At 62.9% G+C, this 24472-nt stretch carries 20 protein-coding genes and 3 pseudogenes; 17 read left to right on the plus strand and 6 right to left on the minus strand.

Going from position 1 to position 24472, the window contains the following annotated elements; translation table 11 throughout:
• Positions 1-109 precede the first annotated feature (109 nt).
• Positions 110-829 carry an SDR family oxidoreductase gene (locus J2848_RS12945; RefSeq protein ID WP_149231415.1) on the plus strand — a complete coding sequence of 240 codons (720 nt, stop codon included), beginning with the start codon at positions 110-112 and terminating at the stop codon, positions 827-829.
• Positions 830-902: 73 nt separating this feature from the next.
• Here the strand turns inward: J2848_RS12945 and J2848_RS12950 are convergent, their stop codons facing one another.
• Positions 903-1379 (minus strand): recombinase family protein, encoded by a 477-nt coding sequence (locus J2848_RS12950; RefSeq protein ID WP_149231416.1) that lies wholly within the window; start codon positions 1377-1379, stop codon positions 903-905.
• Between J2848_RS12950 and J2848_RS12955 the strand changes: the two are divergent.
• A pseudogene (locus J2848_RS12955) lies at positions 1369-1521 on the plus strand (transposase); the annotation flags it as partial. The gene J2848_RS12950 and the pseudogene J2848_RS12955 sit on opposite strands and share 11 nt — an antisense overlap.
• Positions 1522-1603: 82 nt before the next feature.
• On the opposite strand, the pseudogene J2848_RS12960 reads toward J2848_RS12955, so the two are convergent.
• From J2848_RS12960 to J2848_RS12970, 3 genes and pseudogenes are all read right to left on the minus strand, one after another.
• Positions 1604-2641 (minus strand): annotated as a pseudogene (locus J2848_RS12960) (MFS transporter); the annotation flags it as partial.
• On the minus strand, positions 2638-3390 hold the full coding sequence (locus J2848_RS12965) for an SDR family NAD(P)-dependent oxidoreductase (protein ID WP_246193853.1): 753 nt from the start codon (positions 3388-3390) through the stop codon (positions 2638-2640). The gene J2848_RS12965 and the pseudogene J2848_RS12960, both read right to left, overlap by 4 nt.
• A 164-nt stretch (positions 3391-3554) precedes the next feature.
• Positions 3555-4172 carry an isochorismatase family protein gene (locus tag J2848_RS12970; protein WP_149231418.1) on the minus strand — a complete coding sequence of 206 codons (618 nt, stop codon included), beginning with the start codon at positions 4170-4172 and terminating at the stop codon, positions 3555-3557.
• A gap of 138 nt (positions 4173-4310) precedes the next feature.
• Here J2848_RS12970 and J2848_RS12975 point away from each other — a divergent pair, with 138 nt between their 5' ends.
• From J2848_RS12975 to J2848_RS13020, 10 genes and pseudogenes are all read left to right on the plus strand, one after another.
• Entirely contained in the window at positions 4311-5222 is a 912-nt protein-coding gene (locus J2848_RS12975; protein WP_149231419.1) for a LysR substrate-binding domain-containing protein, read from the plus strand.
• A gap of 309 nt (positions 5223-5531) precedes the next feature.
• Positions 5532-6338, plus strand: coding sequence for a pirin family protein (locus J2848_RS12980; protein WP_211103110.1), 807 nt, complete (start codon positions 5532-5534; stop codon positions 6336-6338).
• Positions 6339-6412: 74 nt separating this feature from the next.
• Positions 6413-7042 carry an NAD(P)H:quinone oxidoreductase gene (wrbA, locus tag J2848_RS12985; protein WP_211103111.1) on the plus strand — a complete coding sequence of 210 codons (630 nt, stop codon included), beginning with the start codon at positions 6413-6415 and terminating at the stop codon, positions 7040-7042.
• A 24-nt stretch (positions 7043-7066) separates the two neighbouring features.
• Complete coding sequence (locus J2848_RS12990; RefSeq protein WP_149231421.1) at positions 7067-8014, plus strand: alpha/beta hydrolase; 948 nt, start codon at positions 7067-7069, stop codon at positions 8012-8014.
• Positions 8015-8049: 35 nt separating this feature from the next.
• Complete coding sequence (locus tag J2848_RS12995; RefSeq protein WP_149231422.1) at positions 8050-9576, plus strand: GMC family oxidoreductase; 1527 nt, start codon at positions 8050-8052, stop codon at positions 9574-9576.
• Positions 9577-10087: 511 nt separating this feature from the next.
• Complete coding sequence (locus tag J2848_RS13000; RefSeq protein WP_149231424.1) at positions 10088-10996, plus strand: LysR family transcriptional regulator; 909 nt, start codon at positions 10088-10090, stop codon at positions 10994-10996.
• 113 nt (positions 10997-11109) lie between these two features.
• Positions 11110-12303: a CaiB/BaiF CoA transferase family protein gene (locus tag J2848_RS13005; RefSeq protein ID WP_149231425.1), complete on the plus strand. Its 1194-nt coding sequence runs from the start codon at positions 11110-11112 to the stop codon at positions 12301-12303.
• On the plus strand, positions 12300-13259 hold the full coding sequence (locus tag J2848_RS13010; RefSeq protein ID WP_149231426.1) for a hydroxymethylglutaryl-CoA lyase: 960 nt from the start codon (positions 12300-12302) through the stop codon (positions 13257-13259). The genes J2848_RS13005 and J2848_RS13010 overlap by 4 nt, the downstream gene beginning before the upstream one ends.
• Before the next feature lie 48 nt (positions 13260-13307).
• On the plus strand, positions 13308-14333 hold the full coding sequence (locus tag J2848_RS13015; protein WP_425458687.1) for a TRAP transporter substrate-binding protein: 1026 nt from the start codon (positions 13308-13310) through the stop codon (positions 14331-14333).
• A 255-nt stretch (positions 14334-14588) separates the two neighbouring features.
• Positions 14589-15229, plus strand: a pseudogene (locus tag J2848_RS13020) (IS3 family transposase); the annotation flags it as partial.
• A 401-nt stretch (positions 15230-15630) separates the two neighbouring features.
• Here the strand turns inward: J2848_RS13020 and J2848_RS13025 are convergent.
• Positions 15631-17160, minus strand: coding sequence for an alkaline phosphatase D family protein (locus tag J2848_RS13025; protein ID WP_149231428.1), 1530 nt, complete (start codon positions 17158-17160; stop codon positions 15631-15633).
• Between the two features lie 532 nt (positions 17161-17692).
• Between J2848_RS13025 and J2848_RS36285 the strand changes: the two genes are divergently transcribed.
• Positions 17693-17902, plus strand: coding sequence for a DDE-type integrase/transposase/recombinase (locus tag J2848_RS36285; RefSeq protein ID WP_149231429.1), 210 nt, complete (start codon positions 17693-17695; stop codon positions 17900-17902).
• A gap of 318 nt (positions 17903-18220) precedes the next feature.
• On the opposite strand, the gene J2848_RS13035 is transcribed toward J2848_RS36285, so the two are convergent.
• Positions 18221-18385, minus strand: a complete 165-nt coding sequence (locus tag J2848_RS13035) for a hypothetical protein (RefSeq protein WP_170307033.1) — start codon at positions 18383-18385, stop codon at positions 18221-18223.
• Positions 18386-19302: 917 nt separating this feature from the next.
• On the opposite strand from J2848_RS13035, the gene J2848_RS13040 reads away from it, so the two are divergent.
• The 4 genes from J2848_RS13040 (at position 19303) to J2848_RS13055 (ending at position 24253) form a co-directional block, all read left to right on the plus strand.
• Entirely contained in the window at positions 19303-20640 is a 1338-nt protein-coding gene (locus J2848_RS13040; protein WP_149231430.1) for an MFS transporter, read from the plus strand.
• Between the two features lie 228 nt (positions 20641-20868).
• Positions 20869-21918: a mannonate dehydratase gene (gene uxuA / locus J2848_RS13045; RefSeq protein ID WP_149231431.1), complete on the plus strand. Its 1050-nt coding sequence runs from the start codon at positions 20869-20871 to the stop codon at positions 21916-21918.
• A 13-nt stretch (positions 21919-21931) separates the two neighbouring features.
• Positions 21932-22789: an SDR family oxidoreductase gene (locus J2848_RS13050; protein ID WP_149231432.1), complete on the plus strand. Its 858-nt coding sequence runs from the start codon at positions 21932-21934 to the stop codon at positions 22787-22789.
• A gap of 264 nt (positions 22790-23053) precedes the next feature.
• Complete coding sequence (locus tag J2848_RS13055; RefSeq protein WP_149231433.1) at positions 23054-24253, plus strand: porin; 1200 nt, start codon at positions 23054-23056, stop codon at positions 24251-24253.
• The last annotated feature ends 219 nt before the right edge of the window (positions 24254-24472 follow it).

Consider the following 24472-nt stretch of genomic DNA (forward strand, 5'->3'; position numbering starts at 1 on the left):
TCCACCAACCTGAAAGCACCCTCGGCGGCGAATTTCCGCCTGCTCCCGGGTCACGCCACGGGCCGTGAAGGCGCGCGCCGTGGCGGCACAGCATGAAAGATCGAGCACCATGATTCAGCGGACCTTTCTCGTCACCGGCGCCACCAAGGGCATCGGGCGGGCTCTGGCCACACGCCTTGCCGCCAACGGGCATCGGGTCGTCGGCATCGCCCGCGGCAGCGACCCGAGCTTTCCCGGAACACTGGTATCCATCGACCTCAGCGACAGCCAACGCGCGGCCGCGGCGCTCGCCGAACTGGCCGAGCGCTTCTCCTTCGACGGCGTGGTCAACAATGTCGGGCTGGTCCGGCTGCACCAGCTCGGCTCCATCGAACTGGCCGATATGGATGAAATCCTGCGCGTCAACCTGCACCCGACGCTTCTGGCCGTGCAGGCGCTGCTGCCGACGCTGCGCACCAAGAGCTGGGGCCGCATCGTCAACCTGTCCAGCCTGACCGTGCTCGGCGTCGCCCAGCGCACCGCATACGCCGCGGCAAAGGCGGCGGTCGGCAGCTTCACCCGCACCTGGGCGCTGGAACTGGCGGAGACCGGCATCACCGTCAACGCAGTGGCGCCCGGCCCGACCGAGACCGAACTCTTCCGCCAGAATACCCCGGCCGGCAGCGAGGCGGAGCGCCGCTTCCTCTCGCTCATTCCCATGAAGCGCCTTGGTCGACCAGACGAGATCGCCGCGGCGATCGCTTTTCTCCTCTCCGAAGAGGCCAGCTACATCACCGGGCAGACGCTGTTTGTCGACGGTGGTGGCTCGATTGGTAAAGCGCTGCCCTGACCCACGTGCCTGTGTCCAGATTGCCCAGATTCCGTCACGTCGGGAGCGGGAGCCTCTACGGATTGGCCAAGTGTCAGGTCTTGTCCTCGGTAGGGTGAAGCAAGCCCTGCTCTCGGGCTCGGTCGAGGAGGGCTTTGACGCTCGATGGCGCCCAAGTCCGGGCGCCGGTTTTGCTCGGGATGCCCTGACGCTCCAACTGGCGGCCGATGCGGGCGAGCGTCGGCTTCTCTCCATCGGCCGCGTTGTGGATGGTCGCGACCAGCTCCACCAGCCGCCTGTCCCGCGCCACCGCCTTCTTGGAGCGCCGTGGTGCGGGCTTCAACAGGCCAGGATCGGCCAAGCCATCGCCGACCAAGCGGCGGACGGCCCGGATCAGCGCGTCGCGCGTCCAGGGTGCCGGGTTGTCGCCCGGGCGCTTCTTCACCGCCGTGTTCAACACGTCGACAACGCGGTCCCACGGGTGTGCCGGCCGCAGCCGCTCGACGACCGGGGGAAACTCCCCGGCGCTCGCAACGACCCGCTCGCTGAGGCGGTCGTCCCGGTGGCGCATCGAGCGCGATTATCGCGAACTCAAGCAGGAGGTCGGGCTCGGCCATTTCGAAGGGCGGAGCTGGCGCGGTTTTCATCATCACGCCAGCCTGTGCATCGCCGCCTACGGCTTTCTGGTCGCCGAGCGGTGTCTTTTGTATTGAAGGGACTCATCTGACAGTTTCCGTGAATGGTCGACGAGCGCACGGGTATCACCCGGCCACCGCCGAGCGTGCCGACGGCAATACCGAAGTTTGCGAACGAGATGTTCATCGTCATGGCGAATGGCGGCGCCTCGCGTCCCGCCAGGGTGACGCGAATCTGGCTGAGCGCGACACTTGCAGTGTGACTGACGCTCCAGAAGAGAAGCGGCACCGAGGCGAGAAGAATCGAGCCGCTGGCAAGCGTCGCCAGATTTACAGCGACGACGAGGGCGGAGGTTGCGACGACCATGGCCATAAGCGGCGAGCGATCCGCGAACCGGCCCGCAATGCCGTTGCCTAGCAGGCCGCCAACACCGAAGAGGAACAAGGTTAGTGCGACGCCCAGCGGTGACAGGCCGAGCGCTTCCTCAATCCAAGCGCCGAGATAGGTGTAGGCCGAGAACATCGCCGAGAAGATCAATACCGACAGTCCAAGATGCGCGAGGAACAGAGGCTGGCGCAGGAGGCTGAGCTGCACGCCCACACCAATGGATTTGGCAGCCGGAATTTTAGGAAAGAGAGCAGAAACAAGCGGCGTGAGCGACAGCGAGGCTGTCGCGAGGACAATGAACGGCAGGCGCCAGTTCCCGCCTTGCGCAAGGGCGACGCCAGTCGGCAGCGCCAGCAGCACGCCGAGTACGAACCCGATATTGGCACGTGCCAGGCCCTTGCCATGTTCGTGAGACGGCGCGAGCCGCGTGACGACCGACGCTCCAACACTGATGAATCCAGGAAGCACGGCATCTTGGACGACCCGTGCCAGAAGCATGATGCCAAAATCGGATACGAGTGCGACCACCAGATTGGCGATCGCATAGAGCAGCAGCGTCGAAGTCAGGATGAACCGGGGTGACAGCCGGCCCACGATAAGCGTGACGAATGGTCCGGCAACCGCCGCCGAGAAGGCGTACCATCCCGCCAGTGCACCTGCTTGGGCGAGCGGGATGCGCAGATCTTCCGCAATGAGCGGAAGCAGCCCGACGACGATGAATTCGGCCGCGACGACGATCGTCGTCGTCGGGGCCAGCAGCCACAGGGCCGTGCCCAGTGCCTTCTCGGAGCGGTCGCCGGTGGGGGTCATGCGTTCGCCCCCCCGTCGACGGTGAAGCCCGTCCCGTTCACCGAACGGGCCTGATCGCTGGCGATGAAGGCGTAAAGCGCCGCGACGTCCTCGGGCCTGCCATATTGCTTGATCGCCATCCGCTGCCGCTGGGCTTCGGCATGCGGGCCATCGGCGGGGTTCATGTCGGTGTTGGTCGAGCCCGGATGCACGAGATTGACGGTGATGCCCCGCGGGCCGAGGTCACGGGCCGCGCCCTTGGTCCAGGCGATCAACGCGGCCTTGCTGGCGGAATAGAGCGCCTTGCCGGCATCGGGCACGCGATCGGCAAGGTTGCTGCCGGTCGAGATGATGCGCCCGCCTTCGGACATGTGCGGCAAGGCCGCCTGGGTCGCGAGGATCACGCCCCGAACGTTCACCGCCAGCATTGTATCGATCTGTTCGAGCGTGACCTCCTCGACGGTGCCGTAGCTGATGATGCCGGCATTGTTGACCAGGATGTCCAGGCCGCCGAGTTCGGAGGCCGCAAGATCGACAGCCTGCTTGATCGACGCCGGGTCCGCTGCGTTCATCCGGATCGCGACAGCGCGACCACCAGCGGCCTCGATCTCCTTGGCGATGGCATTCGCGGCATCGGCTGACCGCTCGTAACCGATGGCGACGGCAGCGCCTTCGGCTGCAAAGCGGCGCGCTATGGCGGCGCCGATCCCACGGCTGGCACCGGTGACGAAAGCACGTTTTCCTTGAAGGGATGACATTGCGATCTCCATTGCAGGGGGTGTCCATCCCGGCCCGCGACGGCACGGGCCGGACAATGCTCGACGAACATTTTCCTTTGAAGGCCGTTGACGGCGGGCCGCACTGCTGAGACGGCCGGCAGCCACCTGTCGGGGGCTGAGGGGGCTTTCCTCCGGCTGGGGAAGCCGTGAAGTCTTTACTTGGCGTAGGCTGCGACGATCTGACCGACAAGCTTGGCCCAGGGCATGTCCAGGGCGTCGTACACGGCGGCTGCTTCCGGTGCGCCGTTGTCTTTCAAAACCTCGACCATCAAGGTCGCATAGTCGGAGAGGACCACGCCGGCCTGCTGGAGGCGGAGCAGGTTTACGTCATGCTTGGTGCGGCTGAAGGTGCCGGACGCGTCGACCGCGATGTAGGCATCATGGCCCTTGGCCACGGCCGTCATCGCCGGGAAGCCGGCGCAGACTTCGAGCGAGATGCCGGCAAAGATCAGCTTCTTGCGGCCGGTCGCCTCGATCGCTGCGGCCACCCGGGGATCGTCATAGGCATTCACCGTCGAGCGGTCGATGATCTCGATGCCGTCCAGCGCTTCGACAAGCTCAGGGAAAGTTGGGCCCCACAAGGTATCGCGCGCGGTGCTGGTGGCGACGATCGGAAGGCCGAGCGCCTTGGCCGCACGGGCAAGCGCCACGACGTTGTGCTTAAGCTCGCCCGTCTCGTAATCGCGCACGCCGGTCATCAGGTTCACCTGGTGATCGACAAGGATCACGGCGGCATTGTCCTTGGTCAGCGGATCATAGCTGCGGTTCGTCATCTCCACTCTCCAGCCAATTATTGGGTCCGGTTCACGACCATCGTTCGTGATGACTGGAAGCTAGAGGGTGGACCTGCGGACCAGAAGTCGTCAAAATCGCAACTCAACGTCCGATGCAATGGACAATGGGGGCTATCGATGCTGGACCTGAACGACTTCTTCTACTTCGTCCAGATCGTTGATCGTGGTGGCTTCACAGCAGCCGGCCGGACGTTACGCGTGCCGAAATCGACGCTAAGCCACCGCATGCAGCAGCTCGAGACCGAACTTGGTGTGCGCCTTCTCAACCGCACCTCGCGCCGCTTCGGCATGACCGATTCCGGCGAGGATTTTTATCGGCACGCCGTCGCGATGCTGCGGGAGGCAGAACTGGCCGAAACCGCGATCCGCGGGCGCCTGACGGAACCGATGGGCACGGTCCGCTGCACGGCAGGTTCGGCAACCATGCAGTTCGCGCTCGCGGACATCATCGCCGACTTCCTGGTCCAGCATCCGAAAGTGAATGTTGTCGCGCATGCCGCCGACCGGACGGTCGACATCGTGGGCGAGAATTACGACTTGGCCGTCCGTGCGCACTCCGACCCGCTGCCGGACTCCAATCTCATTCAGCGGACCCTCGCTCCCGCGCCGTGGTTTCTGTTTGCAGGCTCCGACTATGTGAAGAAACACGGCGCTCCAAAGACGCCGCAGGACCTGCAGGAGCATCCCTCGCTGTTCATGATGCGAACGGGCGTGGCCCCTGTTTGGCGGTTGCGCCACACACGCCAACCGCGCGACGAGATCGTGGTACCGCTCACCCCGCGCCTGCTCGGCGACGACATGGTCGGTCTCAAGCAGGCCGCGATCAAGGGACTCGGCGTGGTGGCGCTTCCCGGCTACATTTGCCGGGCCGAAGTCCATTCCGGCGCCATGGAGCGGATCCTCCCGGATTGGCTTGCCGGTGATTCCACGCTGACAGCGCTCATCCCGTATCGGCAGGGCCTCCTCCCATCCGTGCGGGCGTTCCTTGACCATCTGTCGGCAGAGTTCCCAAAGCGCGTACTCATGTAAAAGCTGGCCATCGAGGCCACACCACACAGTGTTGAGCAGCCGTCTTGCGCGGAGCAAGACGGCGTCATCGTTCAGCAAAGGCATGCTCCCGCCCACAGTCCTATCCATACGTTCGGAGTGACTGCCCCGCCGCCCATCGTCCAAATCCGTGAACGCTAGGTTCCAAACTTAGCGACTTCTCGACCGATCTGTCCGGCTCATAATCGGCCCAACAGACAAGGTCTTGGAGTGAATATTATGGACGGCGCTACAAATACCGAAATTTCTGTGGTGAACTTCCAACGAATTGGGAAAATCTCATCGGGAGTTATGCACAACATCGGCACCGGATTTTCGGCCAGGCATTTCTCCGAAGAGATGTTCGAAGGCGGCATGGACCCGTTGCTCATGGTTGACCATTTCGTCATGACCGGGCCTACCTTCGAGCCGCACCTCCATGCCGGCATTTCGGCCGTGACCATGATGTTCGAGGATTCGAAAGGCACTTTCCTCAGCCGCGATACGCTCGGCCACAACATCGAACTCAAGGCCGGCGATCTCTACTGGCTCGCCGCGGCGAGCGGTGCCGCTCATGAGGAGAAGCCGGTGGCCAACTCGCGCATCCACGCGCTGCAGGTGTTCGTGAACCTGCCGGAGCGGCTGAAGAAGTGCCCGGCGCGATCGTTGCAGGTCAGCGCCGGCGACATGCCCACGATCACCGGCGAAGGGCACCGTGTTCGTGTCGTGCTCGGTGTCAGCGGAGGCATCGGCGGCGAGACGGGAACGCCAGAAGAGATGACGATGCTCGACGGCTTTCTCACCGCTGGCGGTCGGTTCAGCCACGAACTGCCCGAAGGTCGCCAAGCATGGATCTATGCGGTGTCCGGCAGTGTCACGGTTGTGGTGGAGGGTGAGGAACGGGTCCTTCAGGCGGGCGCGGCAACGACGGTCGAGGCCGGGTCAGCGACCGGCATCGTCCTTGGAGCTGACGACCCTTCCCACTTCGTCCTGATGGCAGGCAAGCCGATCCACGAGACGTTCGTGAAATACGGCCCGCTGGTCATGTCGACCGCAGACGACGTGCGCCGCACGCTCGCCGATTTCGCCAAAGGCAAGTTCGGTCGCATTCCGGCCTGACGCCGCCACCCTCCTCAACCTGAACCACGCGCGGTGCCCGGCATCGCGCGACGGCCGAACCACGCCTGGAGTTCATGACGATGGCCACTCCCAAAATTCTGATTGTCTTCTATTCGCGCAATGGCTCGACTGCTGCGCTCGCCGAAGCGGTGGCCGAGGGAGCGCGTGCGCTCGGCGCCGAGGTTCGACTGCGCCGTGCCCGTGAGATGGTCGGGCCCGAGGTCATGGCAATGGCGCAGGGCTGGGCCGAGAACGCGGCAGCCATGAACGAGACATATGGGGCGCCGACCGCCGACGATGCGGTTTGGGCGGACGCCATCATCTTCGGCACGCCGACCCGTTTCGGCGGCGTCGCATCCGAGCTGAAAGCCTATATCGACGGGCTGGGCGGCGTCTGGTTCCAGGGCAAGCTGAATGGCAAGCTCGGCGGCGTCTTCGGCTCCACCTCGTCCAAGCATGGCGGTAACGAATCGACCCTGCTCTCGATCTACACCGTGATGGCGCATCTCGGCCTGATCATCGTGCCTCTGGGCTATTCGCACCCGGCTCTGTTCAAGGCGGGCACGCCCTATGGCGCGACCTTCATCTCGCAAGGCGACACCAAAAAGCCGGGCGACGAAGACCTAGCCGTCGCCCGCTACCAGGGCGAGCGCATTGCGCAGCTTGCCGGCCGGATCGCCGAGCCGGTGTCCTCCGCCGCCTGACGTGCAAACCCGAGGAGACCTCAAATGATCGATCTCACGACGTCTGCCGGCCCGATCGTGACCAACGTCCCCTGGCTTTCAGCCGCTGAACGCGAGCGGGAGGCCAGGCTTCTGGAGCACTTCGCCGATTTCTGGGCGACCGCGACCGGCTCGCCTCGCGATATCTACGACCGCTTCATCGCTGCCAGCCCGATGGCCGACCGCACTGCCACCGAGGAAGTGACGAACGGCGAGGTTCATGGCTGGTGGGTGCGCCCGGCCGAGGTGCCGCCGGTTGCCGGCCACGCAATCCTGTTCATCCATGGCGGCGGCTATGTGCTGGGCACGGCCAAGGCATATCGCGGTCTGGTCAGCCAGATCGTGAGCCGGACGGGCATCCCGGCGCTGACGATCGACTATCCGCTTGCTCCGGAAGCGAGCCTGCCGGCGGCGCCGGACGCGGCGCTCAGAGCCTATGCCTATCTGGTTGAGCAAGGGTTCGGCCGGATTGCGATCATAGGAGACTCGGCAGGCGGTGGCCTGTCGCTGGTGACGATGGTGCAGCTCGCCGAGCGGTCCGACCTTCCGAAGCCGGTTGCGGGCGTACTCTTCTCCCCCTGGGCCGATCTCGCTTTCACGGGCAAGTCGATGACCGATCCCGCCGTCACGGACGCGCTGATCGGCTACGACTATCTCGCCGACTGCGCTCGCAAATATGTCGGCGCCTACGATCCCCGCGACCCGCTCGCCTCGCCGTTCCATGGCGATCTCTCCGGTCTGCCGCCGCTGCTGATCCAGGTCGGCACCGACGAGCGCCTTCTCGACGACTCCCGGCAGGTCGCCGCCAAGGCGGCCGGGGCAGGCGTGCCCGTCGAACTCGAGGTGTGGGAGGGAATGCACCACGTCTTCCAGCTCGACGTCGCGCAGCTTGAAAGCAGCCGCGAAGCGCTCGATCGGGCCGGCCGCTTCATCACCCGCGCCTTCGGCTGCTGACCGGTCGCACAATCATCATCTCCCGGAGGAACGTTATGCCGATCCAGTCTCCATCCGACACCCTCTTCGATGTCGCAATCGTCGGCGGCGGCTCGGCCGGCGCCGTTCTCGCCCGGCGCCTGAGCGAGGACGCAGGACGCCGCGTGCTCCTGCTCGAGGCCGGGGAGGCTTACGCACCGTCCGCTTACCCGGACGTGATCGCCAACGCCAACCGCGTCGGCGGCGATGCAGCACACGGATGGGGTTACCACACGCAGGACGGCGCGACACTCGGCCACGACGTCAACGCGATCCGCGGCAAGGTGCTGGGCGGCAGTTCAGGCGTGAACGCCGCGGTTGCGATGCGGGCACGCCCCTCCGACTTCGCCCGCTGGACTGCCATGGGTATCGAAGGCTGGACGTGGGACGACGTGTTTCCGATCTTTCGCGAACTCGAGAACACGCCGACCGGCGATGACGCCTGGCACGGCCGCACCGGTCCGTTCCCGATCCGGCAGCGGACGATGGAGGAGATCACGCCATCGATGCGCGCCTTCGTCCAGGCGTCCGAAGCGCTCGGCCTCAAGCGGATCACCGACTTCAATGGCGCCGAGCAGAACGGGGTCTCGCCCTATCCGCTGAACGTTGTGGACGAGCGCCGGATCAACACTGGCATCGCTTACCTTACCGACGAGGTGCGTGCGCGGCCCAACCTCACCATCCGTGGCAAAGCGGAAACCGACAGGGTGCTGTTCGACGGCAAGCGCGCAATCGGCGTTCGCCTGGCCGGCGGCGAGGAAATCCGTGCCGGGCAGGTGATCCTGTCGGCCGGCACCTATGGCAGCCCCGCCATCCTGATGCGCTCCGGCATCGGCCCGGCGGCGCATCTGGAGGATCTCGGCATCCCCGTCCTGCTCGACGCGCCGGTCGGCGAGCGGCTGAAAGAGCATCCCTTCTATTACAATGTCTATGCACTGAAGCCGGAGGTGAGCAGCATGACGCCCGCCGCGGGTGCGATCATCTGGACCAACTCGAGTGAGGCGGGTGAGGATGAACTGGACCTCCATGTCTCCGGCACGCACATCTTCGATCCGGCGCTCAGCCCGACCGGCGGCGCGATCGTGCTCGCCTGTGCGGTGACGCTACCCGGGTCGAACGGCTCGATCCGGCTCGCCAGCCGCGACCCGCACGACATGCCGCTGATCCGCTTCAATTTCTTCGACGATCCCAGCGACCTGCGCCGGATGAAGGAGGCGGTGCGCCTGTCGCGCAGGATCGGCCGCACCGCGCCGTTCAGCGATACCATCGCCTTCGAGATGGCGCCCGGCGAGGACATCGGGGACGATGCGGCGTTGGAGCAGGCGATCGTCGCCCAGATCGACGGCTACTCGCATCCAACGTCGAGTGTGCCGATGGGTGCCGACGGCGATCCGGCGGCGGTGGTCGACAGCCGCGGCGCGGTTCGCGGGATCGAAGGCCTGCATGTGGTCGACGCCTCGATCATGCCGGACATCGTCTCGGCCCCGACCAACGTAACGACGATCATGATGGCCGAGGCGATCAGCCGGAAGCTGGCGTCATGATGCTCGGTGAGTGCGGCCTTCGTGGGAAGGGCATTGCAGTTCGCCGCCACGAGAGCCGCTCTCGTTCACGCCCGCCCTCTCATGATCTGGCATTCGGTATCACCCTCAAGCCGATTGCCTGCGGCCGCTGCAGAATGCATCCCGATCGAAATCGCTTGGGTCGTGGAGCGCTCCTTCAGCTGGATCAATCGCTACCGACGACTGAACAACATCGTCGTGCGGGCAAAGGAGCACCTCGCCGTCTTCGTCGAGATGCCTTCATCTCGATCCTCTTCAGATGCCTGAAGTCGCTCATGACCCAAGAGGGCAGTGCATGACGGCGATAAGCAGCTTGTAAAAAACTTCAATGAAAAGGCTAAGAGAAAACAGAATCGAGAATTTTAGCACTCACTGCGAGAAATCATAAATTTTTGGCAGGAAATTGCTCAAACAGCCGGCGCACCGCCAGTCAACGCAAACATCTGCCATGCGTTTGGCGCTAGGCTGCTTTGAGTCCCCGTGCGAGTACCCGATGAACCGCCGCCTGCTCCGTGATCTGGATATCCTGACGCTCCAGCTCTTCCTCGCGGTATGCGAGGAGGGAACCCTGACCCGTGCCGCCGAGCGGGAGGCCATAGCCCCTTCGGCCGTCAGCAAGCGGCTGGCCGAGCTGGAGGCCGCACTGGGCGTCACCCTGTTCGTCCGGCAGGCGAAGGGCATGACGCTGACCGCGGCCGGCGAGACGATGCTGCACCATTCCCGCCGCATGCTGCAGAATGTCGAGGACATCGGGGTCGAACTGGGTGCCTATCGGATGGGCATCCGCGGCTATGTCCGGATGCTGGCCAACCTATCGGCGATCGTCCAGTTCCTGCCGGAGGACCTGGAGCATTTCCTGTCCGAGCACGCCGAGCTGAAGCTCGACCTCGAGGAGCGGCCCAGCCACAAGATCGTCGATGAGATCGAAGAAGGGCTGGCCGACCTCGGCATCTGTTCCGGCGGTACCGACACGCGCCAACTCGCCCGCAGCCTTTACCGGTGCGACCGGCTGATGCTGGCGGTGCGGCCCGACCATCCACTGGCCGTACGGCCGGAAATTGCGTTCCACGAAACTCTGCCCTACGATCAGGTCGGGCTGCACAGCAACAGCGCCATCTTCGGCCGCACCGCAGACGCGGCCCGGCTGGTGGGAGCTCCGCTGAAGCTCAAGATCCACGTCCCTGGCTTCGACGCGCTGTGCCGGATGGTGCAGGCGAACATGGGCGTCGGCATCCTGCCCAACCGGGCCTTCGACATTATCGGCCGACCGATGGGGTTAAGGGCAGTTGCGCTGACCGACCCCTGGGCGCGGCGGGAGCTGCTGCTGATCCACCGCGGCGAGCAGACCCTGTCGCCAGGCAGCCGGTTGCTACTCGATCATTTGTCCGGGCTGGAGGTGTGAGGACCGAGCGTTCTCGATCCGAGAATGCTCATTAAACAAATGCGATTGGATCATCCGCAAGAAAATCCACACACTGCTGTACATAACAAACATACTCAGTAATGTGGTGAAACATGACGGCTCCTCTCGAAGGAATTCGCGTCGTCGAGATCGGCACATTGATTGCCGCTCCATTTGCTGGACGGCTTTTTGCCGAATTTGGGGCGGAGGTTGTCAAGATCGAGCCCTTGGGTACAGGTGACCCGCTGCGCCGATGGCGCAAGCTCCATCGGGGCACCTCACTTTGGTGGTACCTGCAATCTCGCAACAAACAGTCGATCGCGCTCGATCTGAAATCTCCTGATGGGGTTGAGATTGTGCGTCGGCTGGCCGCCGAGGCGGACGTCCTGATCGAGAACATGCGTCCCGGTGCCCTGGAAAAGCTGGGGCTTGGATGGGACACGTTGCACGCGATCAACCCGAAGCTAACGATGGTGCGCATCTCCGGCTACGGCCAGACCGGTCCCTATCGCGACCGCCCCGGCTTCGGTGCGATCGGCGAGGCAATGGGTGGCATTCGCTACACCACCGGCGACCCCGACAGCCCGCCGGCCCGCGTCGGCATCAGCCTGGGCGACAGCCTGGCCTCGCTCTACGGCGTCATTGGCGCGCTGATGGCGCTCCTACGGGTGAAGACCAGCCAAGGCGACGGGCAGGTGGTCGACGTCTCGCTGGTCGAGAGCGTTTTCAGCCTGATGGAAAGCCTGGTACCGGAGTACGACGTGATGGGCTTCGTCCGCGAGCGGTCGGGTGGTTCCCTGCCCGGCATCAGCCCGTCCAACACCTATCCGACCCGCGACGGCGGCTACGTTGTGATCGCCGGCAACAGCGATCCGATCTTCAAGCGGCTGATGCAGGTGATTGAGCGGCCGGATCTGAGAGACGACCCAGCTCTGGCCCACAATGACGGACGCGTCGCCCACAACGAACTGCTCGACCATGCCATCGCCGCCTGGACCCGGACCCAGTCGATGGACGAGGTGCTGAGACAGCTCGATGCCGCAGAGGTGCCGGCGGGCCGCATCTACTCAGTGGCAGACATCGTTGCCGACCCGCATTACCGTGACCGCGACATGATCCTGCAGGGCGAGTTGCCCGACCAGGTGCCCTTCAAAATGCCGGGGATCGTGCCGAAGCTGTCGGATACGCCGGGCTCGGTGCGCTGGATCGGCCCGGCGCTGGGCGCCCACACCGATGCGGTGCTGGATCGGCTGGCGTTCGACGCCGCGGCGATCGAGCGGCTGCGCCGGAAAGGCGTCGTACAATGAGCGCCGCCGACGATACGCTGCTGGTCCAGGAGATCGCACCGCGTGACGGCCTGCAGATCGAACCGGGCTGGATCGAGACCGATCGCAAGGTCGCACTGATCGACGAACTGTCCGATTGCGGCTTCACCCGGATCGAGGCCGGATCCTTTGTGTCGCCCAAAGCGATCCCGATGCTGCGCGACGGGGGGGAGGTGTTCGCCCGCATCCGCCGCCGGCCGGGCTGCCTCTACGTCGCACTGGTGCCCAACATGAAGGGTGCCGAACGCGCAATCGCCGCCGGGGTGGACGAACTGAACCTCGTCGTGTCGGCCAGCGAGACGCACAACGGCGCCAACATGCGGATGAGCACCGACTCCTCCTTCGAAGCCTTCGCGCGCATCGCCGAGGTGGCGTCCGGCACCGGCGTCCGGCTGAACGGCACCGTCGCCACCGCCTTCGGTTGCCCATTCGAGGGCAGCATCACGGACAAGCGGGTGATCAGTTTCGCCGAGCGCTATCTGGCGCTCGGCATCACGAATGTGACCCTGGCCGACACCACCGGCATGGCCGACCCGCGGCTGGTGTCGGAACGCACCGGGCACGTGCTGCGGCTGGTGCCGACCACCGGGCTGACCCTGCATTTCCACAACACCCGTGGCCTGGGGCTGGCGAACGTTCTGGCCGGCTTCCAGGCCGGCGCCCGGCGCTTCGACGCCTCGTTGGGCGGGCTCGGCGGCTGCCCTTTCGCCCCCGGCGCCACCGGCAACATCTGCACCGAGGATCTCGTGCACATGTGCCACGCGATGGGCATCCCGACCGGGATCGACCTGGATCGCCTGCTGACCCTGTCACGCAGCTTGCCGGCGCTGCTGGGCCATGACGTGCCCGGGCAGGTGGCGAAAGCTGGACCGGTCTGGGATCTGCATCCGGCGCCGGCCTCGGCGAAGGTCGCGCCGGGAGCCTGCGGCACGGCCTGAACGCCGCACCGAACCCCACTATCGAACCAAAAACTTGGAGGAAACACCATGGGCATCCATCGACGCCACGCCCTGACGGCAATGCTGACCGCCACCGCTTTGCCCTGGCTGGCGGCGGTTCCCGCTGTCGCTCAGACGGCGCCGATCACCATCAAATTCAGCCATGTCGTGACCGCCGAGGCCCCCAAGGGGAAGGCCGCCGACTATTTCAAGAGGCTGGCGGAGGAGCGAACCGGTGGTCGCGTGAAGGTCGAGGTTTACCCCAACAGCCAGCTCTACAAGGACAAGGAAGAGATGGAGGCTGTCCAACTCGGCGCCGTCCAGATGCTGGCTCCGGCCTTCGGCAAATTCGGCCCGCTTGGCGTGCGCGAGTTCGAAATCTTTGACCTGCCCTATCTATTCGACAGCATGGAGCAGGCCAGGAAGATCACTCAGGGGCCGATTGGCGCCTCGCTGCTGCGCAAGCTGGAGCCGAAAGGCATCCTGGGGCTGGCCTTCTGGGACAACAGCTTCAAGCAAATGACCGCCAACACGCCATTGCACATGCCCGAGGACTACAAGGGCCTGAAGATGCGCATCCAGTCCTCCAAGGTGATCGAGGCACAGATGCGCCAACTCGGCGTGCTGCCCCAGATGATGGCCTTCTCCGAACTGTACCAAGCCCTCCAGACCGGCGTAGTGGACGGACAGGAGAACCCCTTCAGCAACATCTACACCCAAAAGATGCACGAGGTGCAGAAGCACATGACAATCACCAACCATGGCTATCACGGCTATGTGGTGATCGTGAACAAACCGTTCTGGGAGAAGCTGCCGCCAGACATCCGCACCACACTGGAAGGCGCGATGAAGGAGACGACCGCCTATTTCACCAAACTCGCTCAGGAGGAGGATCAGCAGGCACTGGAGGCCATCCGCAAGTCCGGCCTGATGACTATCCATACCCCGAGCCTGGAGGAGAAGGCGGCGCTGCGCACCGCGCTGCTGCCAGTGCATGAGCAGATGAAGTCGCGCTATGGCGCCGAGCTGCTGGACCAGATCAACAAGGAGATTGGCCGCACTGTCCAGCAGTGATCGCTCCTCCCTGAATATCTTCCGAATGGTGCTGCGTGAAACTTGCCATGCCCGTTCCTACGGGCATGGCATCTTCTTTTCGGATATTCGAAATGGTGCGCCAAAAATTGGTGCAAAATCTTGATTGTTGACAAGACACCGCTGTGATCAGAATGGTCTTTCAGCGTTCGCACCAGCCTGAACCTAGCGATACACTCGTAATGTGTGGACAAATGCTGCGGCGCAAGAAAAAGAAATCTGGCTTGGCGAAAAGCCCGGCTGATGCGCCAAATGGGCCTGAGGGGGCGACGCGGGGCAAGGCGGTGCGCACCACGATCAGCGACAAAGCCGCGCTCTGTCCCGCTGACCGGGTGAACCGCCAGTTCCAGGCGCCACGGCCAAACGCCTTGTGGGTGGCGGATTTCACGTACGTGCCGACATGGCAGGGCTTCGTCCATGTCGCCTTCGTCATCGACACCTTCGCCCGCCGGATTGTGGGCTGGCGGGTGTCCAGCACAGCCCACGCCGGCTTCGTTCTGGACGCGCTCGAACAGGCACTCCACGACCGCCGGCCCGCCAAGACCAGTGGCCTCATCCATCACTCCGGTAGCGGATCGCAATACGTTGCGATCCGCTACGCTGAGCGTCTCACCGAAGCTGGGGTCGAGCCCTCCGTCGGCAGCGTTGGCGACTCCTACGATAACGCGTTGGCCGAGACCATCAACGGCCTCTACAAGACCGAGGTGATCCGCCGCCGCGGGCCATGGCGCACCCTGGAGGCTGTCGAGTTCGCCACCCTGGAGTGGGTTGACTGGTTCAACCACCGACGCCTGCTCGAACCCATCGGCAACATTCCTCCCGCCGAGGCCGAAGCCCGCTACTATGCCCAAACCGAGGACGTCGCCAGCGCGGCGTGACTCAACACAAATGGCCTCTGGAAAACCCGGAGCGGTTCAGTCTGTTCCACCATCGGATGCAAGCCACCGTGTCGCTGGACCGTCCGGTTTGGTAACGCTGAAGAACAGGACCATGCTGTGTGAGGGTGCAGAGAGAGGTGATGGCGAAACGGTTCGAGCCAGGGATTGGGAAGACCCACGTACTGTCATGCGCCTCGAGCGCGGCAAGTTGATCGGGACCCAATCCCGCGAGTTCATCATGGCCCGCGGTCATCAGCACCGCATTCTTCGAGGCCGGACACATGACCGCACCCGACCTTTTCGCCAAGCCAGATCTCTTTTCCCTTACGCCGCAGCGGTCGTCCACACATGACGGTACCCCGCCCAAACTGCCAGCTCAGTTCACCGGCCCATTATGGCATCTACGCCACTCGCCGTACTTCGTGCCGCAGCAACCCGGTTTCGTTCCAAAGACGAATTACAAGAGTCGCTTTTTCGCTTCCGCTTCCGGGCTCGACGGCGACCTCGATGAACCCCCCTTCGGGCTCTGCCATGAGATATGGCTGGCGGATACGGCCTTCAGGGTCGGTTCCTTGCCCGGGCTTTACCCCATATCGCGAATTCTGGCGATGGGCTGTTCCACAGGCAAACTCCTCAACTCCGGTCGGATGAATAGAATGATACTGCCAGTGTCTGTCTCCTGTAATAATCACGGTAGATGAGACGAGGTTATTTCCGTGGAGGAACTCGAGGAAGGTTTCCCCCTCGCGGCGGAAACCACCGAAATTAGTTTGGTTGTCAGATTTTTTTGCATCATCAGGGCCAATGATAGGAGACGGTGTGATGATTATCTTGAAAGGCGCTTTGCTCTCTCGGAGGGTTTTTTCAAGCCATTCCCGCTGCTCGACCCCCCAAAGACTCTTGTCTGGCGTATCCGGGGCTTTGTTTGGCGAGCGGTATTCACGCCCATCAAGCACCCAAATCTGGGCGCATCTGTTGATCGGATAGGTCCTGTAAGTCGGTCCTTCCTTCGGCGCCGGCACCTGCTCATGAAATATCTTCTTACCGTCGGCGGGCGACGGCAATCGTTCACCTGTACCATCAGCATCATCGAAGCGAAAATCGTGATCATCAATCATCCAAAACGTGCCGTGCTCAGCCAAAGCGTCCCGCAAAGACGGAACCGCAAATTGCTTGTGCCAGCTAGCGCGCATCTGGGGGGTGGTTGTCGCGCGAAATTTATCCGTATCCTGCCGCGGGTCGTAATAGACCGTGTCGCCCGTAGCGACCATGAATTGTACCTTTTTTTCGCGAATGACATCCATTACGGGATACCCGCGCGACCAATCCCGGCCTTCAGCCGGCAAGCTCCACGCCGGTGCGTCTTTCTCTCCCCCTCCGCCGCCTTTGACTATTCCGTAAAATTTCTCATAGTTCAGGCAACTGAACACCGCAAAAGACACGCGTATGTCATCATTTGCATTTGCCAGTGTCCAGAAACTACCCACTTGTTTGGTTTTGAAGATTTTGTTGTCGGGTTTACGCACTTCCACACGGTAGAAGTATTTGGTGTGTGGTTTCAGGCCGTGGATCGTTGTCTTGGTGACATAATCTTCTTCTTCATTTGCTTCTTGCCAAGCCGTCCGGAGTGGATCGTGAAATTCCGGCATTTCCGAAACTTCAAAGCGAAGTTGGGCAGGAAGTCCTGGCGTCGGAGAGTCATACACGCCGACCGGCGGCAATCCTGGGCTCAAGCGCACCTGGAGCACGATGGAGGTGGGCGTCGGCTCGCCCGAGATCAGGGTTGCGATCGTCTCTGCAGCATCGGTGGCGGCCCATGCTGGACGTGCCACTGAAAGCCCGGAGCCAAACGCACCGGCCGCGAGGAAACTCGTTCCTTTCAGCAGAGCGCGACGGGACATTGGCCAGCATGATTTTTTATTGAGAATCATGGATATATACTTCCATTGTTGCTAACTATGACGCGTCGGATGTTTCAACAGCGCGTAGGAGGGTATTGTCAGAGGATGATGCTGGCTTTAAGCGGTGCATGTCTCGGCAATCAAGGCAGCACGAAGCGCATCTACTACTTTGACAAACTTTTCCCACATTCGAACAATCACCACGTCCGTTCAGGAGCGATCCGAATTATTCGCGATTGATTGCGGCAGTCCCAAGCATTCGACGGCCCCCCAAACTGTTTGGACCACGTTAGCTTGGGCTCCGCCCCTCGTCTAAGACCGTTGAGGTATCGAACTAATGCCAAAAGCGTATTTCGGCAAATTCTCTTGGAATTACCGTTGCTTTGGTTCGGCATGGCACCGTCAGGTCCATGGTGTCGGGGGGACAGGAGGGCGGGTATAGGGTTGCCATGACGACGCCCCGTGCCCTCCGCTGCGTCAGTTCCTGCTTCCCCCTGGGCCTGCGTATGGAAGAGATGCCGGCGGCCCGCGGCATCACCGTGAGCCATGAGACGGTGCGGCAGTGGGTGTTGAAGTTCGGCCGCGCCGATCGCAGATTGGTTGCGCCGGCGGGGCGCCACATCGGGGCGGTAAATGGCACCTCGACGAGGTCGTCTTGACCATCGCCGGCAGGAGGCATTACTTATGGCGGGCAGTCGAGCGCGACGGCTTTGTGGTCAAGAGGCGGCGTGATGCCAAGGCGGCCAAACGCTTGGCTCCTGCAAAATTCTGAAAAAGCGGGGCCGTCCGCCGTGGGGGGGCCGGTCACCGATAAGCTGAAGTCCTACGCCGCCAAGCGGACCCTCATGCCGGGGGATCACCGTCAGCATGAGAGCATCAACAACCGTGCCGAAACTCGCACCAACCGACCCGACGACGCGAGTAGCAGATGAAGCGCTTCAAGTCACCCCGCCAAGTGCGGCGCTTCCTCTCTATCCTTGACCCGATCAACACCCATTTTCCATCTCTGCCGTGCCCATATCGCGAAGAGGACGCCGGGCATGACGATGCCGGCACTGGACGGCATGCTACCGACCTTCCCGACGCTGGATCAGTTGAACAGCAGGTTCTGCTGCGTGCTGTCGACGACTGCGCTCCAATCGATCGCGGTTGTCGCGCCGACCGGGCCGATCGCCGTGTTCGCGGCGGCGGCTGCCGCGGCAACGAAGCCGCCCAACGCGACCGCAACGAAACCGGCAGTGAGCATCAGCCGCATGAAAACAAATTTCTGAGACATGATTCGTTCCCTTGAATGATGTGGGGACAAAGTGTCTCCCCGGCGGAGAAAATCTTTACACACCGAGATCATTGCATGGCCCGTTTTAAGTTAAACGCATCGACGCTGCATGTCTGCTCTTAGCAGCCTGCGGTTCGGCATAGCGCTGTGATGGATTATTTTTCTTTTTCTAAAGGACGCTATCGCAGCGCTATTATCGAAGTTTTCGCAAGTTGTGGCGATGGGGCTGCGTCGTGCCAAGTTAGGACGGCCGTTGGCTTTTGAAGGTGTCCCAGCCACCATTGCATCGTACCAGCGTGGATGTGCGATGTGACAGAAGGCCGCCCTCTTAGCGCCTTTCCCGTGCCTTCCCGGCCATTCCATTCCGGCATCGACCTGTTAGCCCGATTGTCTTGGACTATCCCCAATGCCCGGATGATTATTCCGCAAAACAAAATGCAGATTGCATAAGCATTATGGGAAGGGGGAAATGCTCATGTGCGCATCCGTCCATGAGGTTCCAATCCTAACAAGACAATCGAGAAATCTGCCCCGAGGTTTGGTGAATATCGATAGTCATGCGATGGCGATGGTCAAGCACACTTCTTCCGGGACAGTCCATCTACCGATCCATCTTGGTTGCAAGCGCGACTTCGTGACTGTCGTACGGATAATGCCGATTTTTCGCAGTCCGAACCGTATTGGCCGACATCGAACACCAGCGATCGATAGTCGAATTGCCTGTCAACAGGGTCGATAAAACGGCGGCATGGGATGAACCGGGGCTGGTCCCCGCATCGCACGGCCGGGTCCGAGATTCGGTCACATATTCCAGATGAATGGCGCCTCTCCGGTTTCGCGACAGAGTTCCGGACCTGATGAGAAATGGGCGGAGCAGCCGTTGGGAAGGTTCAAAAATGAGTGCTATCACGCAGACCGCCGTTTCGGACGGGGCCAAGGCCACGCATGTCCGCTACGGCATTCTGGCAATCCTGGTTCTCGTCAGCACAATCAATTACGCTGACCGGGCAACGCTCTCGATCGCAGGAACGGCTGTCCAACGCGACCTGGGCTTCGACTCCATCGGGATGGGCTACCTGTTCTCGGCCTTCGCCTGGGCCTATGTGATCGGCCAGATTCCCAGCGGCTGGCTGCTGGACCGTTACGGGTCCAAGGTCATCTACGGGATGAGCCTCATCCTCTGGTCGATCTGCACGCTGCTGCAAGGTGCCGTTGGCCTCGCGCACCCCGCGACCGCATTCTTCCTTCTCTTCAGCGTGCGGTTCCTGTTGGGCTTGGTGGAATCACCGGCCTTCCCGGCCAACGGACGGATCGTCGCAGCCTGGTTTCCGACAGCCGAGCGCGGCACCGCGACGGCGATCTTCAACACGGCGCAGTATTTCTCGCTGGCCATCTTCTCGCCGATCATGGCGTGGCTCACCGCCTATTATGGCTGGGAATATGTGTTCCTGTTCATGGGCTCCATCGGCATCGTCATCGGCGTCTTCTGGCCCAAGCTGATCTACAGCCCCAAGAGCCATCCGCGCGTCAACGCGGCGGAAATCGCCTATGTGGAGAAGGGCGGCGCGCTGGTGGACATGGACCGCAAGGGCTCCGCCCCGCCGGTGAAGGTGCGCTGGAGCCATGTCAAGCAGCTGCTCAGCCACCGCCTGCTGCTTGCCGCCTATATTTCCCAGTATGCGAACACCTCCCTCACCTACTTCTTCACGACCTGGTTCCCGGTCTATCTGGCGCAGGGCCGCGGCATGCCGATCATGAAGGTCGGCCTGGTGGCCACCCTGCCGGCGATCTGCGGCTTTCTCGGCGGCATTTGCTGCGGCCTGCTCTCCGACGCGCTGCTTCGCCGTGGCGTCTCGCTGTCGGTCGCCCGCAAGACGCCCTTCGTCATCGGCATGTCGCTGGCCTCCTCGCTGGTGCTCTGCAACTTCGTCGACACGGAATGGATGGTGATCGCCATCATGGCCCTGGCCTTCTACGGCAAGGGGCTGGCCGCCATCGGCTGGGCGGTCATCTCCGACGCCTGCCCGAAGGAACTGACGGGCCTGACCGGCGGCATGTTCAACGCCATCGGCAGCATCGCGGGTATCGTAATGCCGATCGCCGCCGGCTACATCATCGCCGCGACCGGCTCGTTCGAAGGCGTCCTGATCTTCGTCGCCGCCCATACGGTCCTGGCCGTCTTCGCCTATGTGGTCCTGATGGGACCGATCCACCGCATCACGCTGCGCGCCTGACGGCACCCTCTCGGCGGCAAGCGGCCACCGGCTTCCAGACCGGCACCCGGAAGTCATCGTCACGCCCGGTATGAGCAAAGCGGTCCCTATCGGCGCCAACGGCCTCTGATCCCGATCTGCCGGGATCGGGATCCCGGGCGGCGGCACATGCCGCCGTCCCGCCGGTGGGCGCGGATGCCACCGGTCATCGTCACCACCAACAAAGACCAGATTTCAAAAGGATAAGCCATGAAGATGACGTTCCGCTGGTACGGGGACGAAGACCCCGTTCCGCTCGATTATATCCGCCAGATTCCGGGCATGCATGGGGTGGTGTCGGCGGTTTACGACGTGCCGGTCGGAGAAGCGTGGCCGCTGGCCAACATCCAGGCGCTGAAAGCCACGGTGGAGGCGCACGGGCTGGCGCTGGAGGTGATCGAGAGCGTGCCGGTGCACGAGGACATCAAACTCGGCAAACCGACCCGCGACCGGCTGATCGACAATTACTGCACCAGCATCCGCCATCTGGCGCAGTGCGGCATCAAGGTCATCTGCTACAACTTCATGCCGGTGTTCGATTGGACCCGGACGACACTGGAGATGCGGCTTTCCGACGGATCAACCACGCTGGGCTTCGATACCGCGACGATCGACAAGATCGACCTCAGCCAGGGCATCGCGCTGCCCGGCTGGGACGCCAGCTACCGCGCCGACGAGTTGAAGGCCCTTCTGGCCGAGTATGAGGCGGTGGATGAGTCGGCGCTGTGGGCGAACCTCGAATATTTCCTGAAGCGCATCATTCCGGTCGCCGTGGAGGTCGGAATCCGCATGGCCATCCACCCCGACGACCCGCCGCGGCCCATCTTCGGACTGCCCCGGATCGTCAAGGATCGCGCCGATCTTGTCCGCCTGCTCGGTATCGTCGACCACCCGGCCAACGGACTGACGCTGTGTTCGGGATCGTTGGGTGCGTCGTGCAAGAACGACATCCCGGCGATGGTTCGCGAATTTGCCGGACGCAAGCGCATCCACTTTGCGCACCTGCGCAACGTCAAGATCAACGAGGCCGGCGATTTCTACGAAACTGCGCACCGTTCGGCCGACGGTTCGCTGGATATGGCGGAGATCGTCAAAGCCTACCACGAGGCTGGTTTCGAGGGCTACGCACGGCCCGACCACGGCCGCATGATCTGGGGCGAAACGGGCAAGCCGGGGTATGGCCTGTACGACCGCGCGCTGGGGGCGGTGTATCTCAATGGCCTTTGGGAAGGCATCGCCAAGGCCGAAGGCCGGCATTGAGAGGGCTTGAACCATGACCATACCCTTCAAGCCCGCCGATCTCGCCGGCAAGGTCGCCGTCGTCACCGGGGGTGGCGGGCTTCTGTGCGCCGCGTTCGCCCAGGCGCTCGCCGCGGCGGGCGCCAGGATCGCCATTCTCGACCTCAAGGCCGATGCCGCCGAGGCCGTGGCGGCGGAGCTGCGCAAGGACGGCGCCCAGGCCATCGGTCTTGCCGCCAATGTCCTGGACCGGGAGTCGCTGGAGGCGGCGGCCGAGCGGGTGCTTGCTGAGCTTGGCCCTTGCGACCTGCTGATCAACGGCGCCGGCGGCAACCACCCGCGCGGCACCACGGACAAGGAGTGGCTGGAGGTGGCGGATCTGGAGGAAGCCGCGCTGACCAGCTTCTTCGATCTCGACCCCAAAGGCGTCGAGTTCGTGTTCAACCTGAATTTCCTGGGCACACTGCTGCCGACCCAGGTGTTCGCGCGGCAGATGCTGGGGCGTGCGGGCTGCACCGTTCTGAACATGTCGTCGATGAACGCCTTCCGGCCGCTGACCAAAATCCCAGCCTACAGCGGGGCGAAGGCGGCCGTGAGCAACTTCACGCAATGGCTGGCGGTGCATTTCGCAAAGGTCGGCATCCGGGTCAATGCAATCGCGCCCGGCTTCTTCCTCACGGCCCAGAACCACAAGCTGCTGATCGACGAAGCGACGGGCGGCTTCACCGCACGGGCCCTCAAGATCGTCGGGCAAACCCCCATGGGGCGTTTCGGTGAGGCGAATGAACTGATCGGCACGCTGCTGTGGCTGGCCAGCACCGAGGCATCCGGCTTCGTCAACGGCGTCGTCGTGCCGGTGGATGGTGGCTTTGCTGCCTATTCCGGTGTCTGACGCGATTTCCGTGCCATTACGGCCTGCGGTCGGCAACCGGATTTCCGAAAGCCGGGCAACCCGAAACGGATCATGAATGCCGCAGGCCTTGGTCCTGCGGCCGCCATCGTAGCCCGCATCAAGGGCGGCAGCGGGGCCGGAGCCCAGGACTTTCCGACCCCGATGCCTACCGGCTGACTTCCCCCCCTCCGCCCTCCCTGTGACGGAACCAATGAAGCCGCATAGTTTCGGTGGAAATAATTCGTAAGTGCGAAGGATATTAAAATGAAGCATCACCTCGCGCTATGGGTGCCGGGTGTCGTGACGGCGCTCGTCGCGCCCATGGCGGCCGCTCAAACCAAGTTCGAACTGAAGATCGGTGGCGATTACCTGTTCGAAGCCGGATACACCAGCCAGAACCGCGACCAAAACCTGCGAACGACGGAAATGCTCAACCGCTTCCGTCTCGTCATCACGCCGGTCGCGAAGGCGGACAACGGTCTTGAATATGGTGCCCGTGTCCGCCTCCTGAACTCCTCGGATCCTACATTCGCCGCCGATCGTGCATATATCTTTGCCATCGGCTCCTTCGGCGAGGTCCGCCTGGGCCAGACCAATACTTTCAACGACGTGGTCTACGCGACGGCGCCAATGGATTATATGCCGTTGACGTCCTACGATCGCATCGTCAACTACGTTGGCCCAAACAACGGCCAGCAGATCCTGAATGGGCGTTATTCCGGTGCGGACTTCAAGGGTGGCATCGCCGGTACCGTCAGAGGCTCCAACATCATCAGCGTTTCCTTGGCCGACAGCAACGCAACCAAGGTCGAATATTTCTCCCCGCGCATCGCCGGTCTGCAACTCGGTGCCAGTTATACGCCGCGCAGCGATTCATCCAACACGGATGTGCAGCGGGTCGAGATCAACAATGCCGCGACATCGGCGGCCACCGGGGTGTTCGGTGATACAGTCGAGATCGGCGCCAACTACAATCGAACCTTTTCCGGGGTGAACATCCAGGGCAGCGCCGCCCACCTATGGGGGACGGCCGTCGGTCGGAATGTCGCGACCGACCGTTACAAGGATCTCCGGGCTTGGCAGGCAGGCCTGCAAGTGGAGTATGCCGGCTTGGCCGCGGGGGGCAGCTACACATATTACGGGAAATCCGGGCAGAACGAGATCGCGGGGAATTATACGGAATCCACGCGGACCTGGACCGCAGGTGTGCAATACAGTTTCGGCGCGTACATCGTCGGCGCGAATTACAAATATGGCCAGGATCCAGGATCAATCACTGTTCGCGGGAAGCGCAAAGTCGACGTGTACGAATTCGGCGCCGCCTATACGGTCGCTCCGGGTTTGATGCTTCAGGCCCAATACGATCACTATGTGGCCGACAGCGACAAATCCAACCTGACCGGCGCCGGTTCGGCCGACGACGAAGGGAATGTGGCCCTGGTCCGAACCGTCTTGAAGTTCTGACCATGGCGGCGACGCAGGGTGTGGATCAAGGCTGGCGGGCGGCTCAAGTCCATGGCTGCGCTCCCACAGTCGGGCTGGGCGCATCCACACAGCGCCGGCATGGCCAAGTCCGAGCGGCCGCCGTCCCGGCATCTCTGCCGCGGGTACCGGACTAAGCCCCAACCGCATGATTTGGCCTGCTGCCGGCACTTGGGGTTGTTCGGCACTGGGACCGGAGTG

The organism is Azospirillum lipoferum (genome assembly GCF_024170005.1).
GTDB classification, from domain to species: Bacteria; Pseudomonadota; Alphaproteobacteria; order Azospirillales; family Azospirillaceae; genus Azospirillum; species Azospirillum lipoferum.

Excerpts from the sequence above, each read along its gene's own strand:
- J2848_RS12945 (WP_149231415.1), top strand. The coding sequence starts at position 110 with ATGATTCAGCGGACCTTTCTCGTCACCGGCGCCACCAAGGGCATCGGG.
- J2848_RS12950 (WP_149231416.1), bottom strand. The coding sequence starts at position 1,379 with ATGCGCCACCGGGACGACCGCCTCAGCGAGCGGGTCGTTGCGAGCGCC.
- J2848_RS12965 (WP_246193853.1), bottom strand. The coding sequence starts at position 3,390 with ATGGAGATCGCAATGTCATCCCTTCAAGGAAAACGTGCTTTCGTCACC.
- J2848_RS12970 (WP_149231418.1), bottom strand. The coding sequence starts at position 4,172 with ATGACGAACCGCAGCTATGATCCGCTGACCAAGGACAATGCCGCCGTG.
- J2848_RS12975 (WP_149231419.1), top strand. The coding sequence starts at position 4,311 with ATGCTGGACCTGAACGACTTCTTCTACTTCGTCCAGATCGTTGATCGT.
- J2848_RS12980 (WP_211103110.1), top strand. The coding sequence starts at position 5,532 with ATGCACAACATCGGCACCGGATTTTCGGCCAGGCATTTCTCCGAAGAG.
- wrbA (WP_211103111.1), top strand. The coding sequence starts at position 6,413 with ATGACGATGGCCACTCCCAAAATTCTGATTGTCTTCTATTCGCGCAAT.
- J2848_RS12990 (WP_149231421.1), top strand. The coding sequence starts at position 7,067 with ATGATCGATCTCACGACGTCTGCCGGCCCGATCGTGACCAACGTCCCC.
- J2848_RS12995 (WP_149231422.1), top strand. The coding sequence starts at position 8,050 with ATGCCGATCCAGTCTCCATCCGACACCCTCTTCGATGTCGCAATCGTC.
- J2848_RS13000 (WP_149231424.1), top strand. The coding sequence starts at position 10,088 with ATGAACCGCCGCCTGCTCCGTGATCTGGATATCCTGACGCTCCAGCTC.
- J2848_RS13005 (WP_149231425.1), top strand. The coding sequence starts at position 11,110 with ATGACGGCTCCTCTCGAAGGAATTCGCGTCGTCGAGATCGGCACATTG.
- J2848_RS13010 (WP_149231426.1), top strand. The coding sequence starts at position 12,300 with ATGAGCGCCGCCGACGATACGCTGCTGGTCCAGGAGATCGCACCGCGT.
- J2848_RS13015 (WP_425458687.1), top strand. The coding sequence starts at position 13,308 with ATGGGCATCCATCGACGCCACGCCCTGACGGCAATGCTGACCGCCACC.
- J2848_RS13025 (WP_149231428.1), bottom strand. The coding sequence starts at position 17,160 with ATGATTCTCAATAAAAAATCATGCTGGCCAATGTCCCGTCGCGCTCTG.
- J2848_RS13035 (WP_170307033.1), bottom strand. The coding sequence starts at position 18,385 with ATGCGGCTGATGCTCACTGCCGGTTTCGTTGCGGTCGCGTTGGGCGGC.
- J2848_RS13040 (WP_149231430.1), top strand. The coding sequence starts at position 19,303 with ATGAGTGCTATCACGCAGACCGCCGTTTCGGACGGGGCCAAGGCCACG.
- uxuA (WP_149231431.1), top strand. The coding sequence starts at position 20,869 with ATGAAGATGACGTTCCGCTGGTACGGGGACGAAGACCCCGTTCCGCTC.
- J2848_RS13050 (WP_149231432.1), top strand. The coding sequence starts at position 21,932 with ATGACCATACCCTTCAAGCCCGCCGATCTCGCCGGCAAGGTCGCCGTC.
- J2848_RS13055 (WP_149231433.1), top strand. The coding sequence starts at position 23,054 with ATGAAGCATCACCTCGCGCTATGGGTGCCGGGTGTCGTGACGGCGCTC.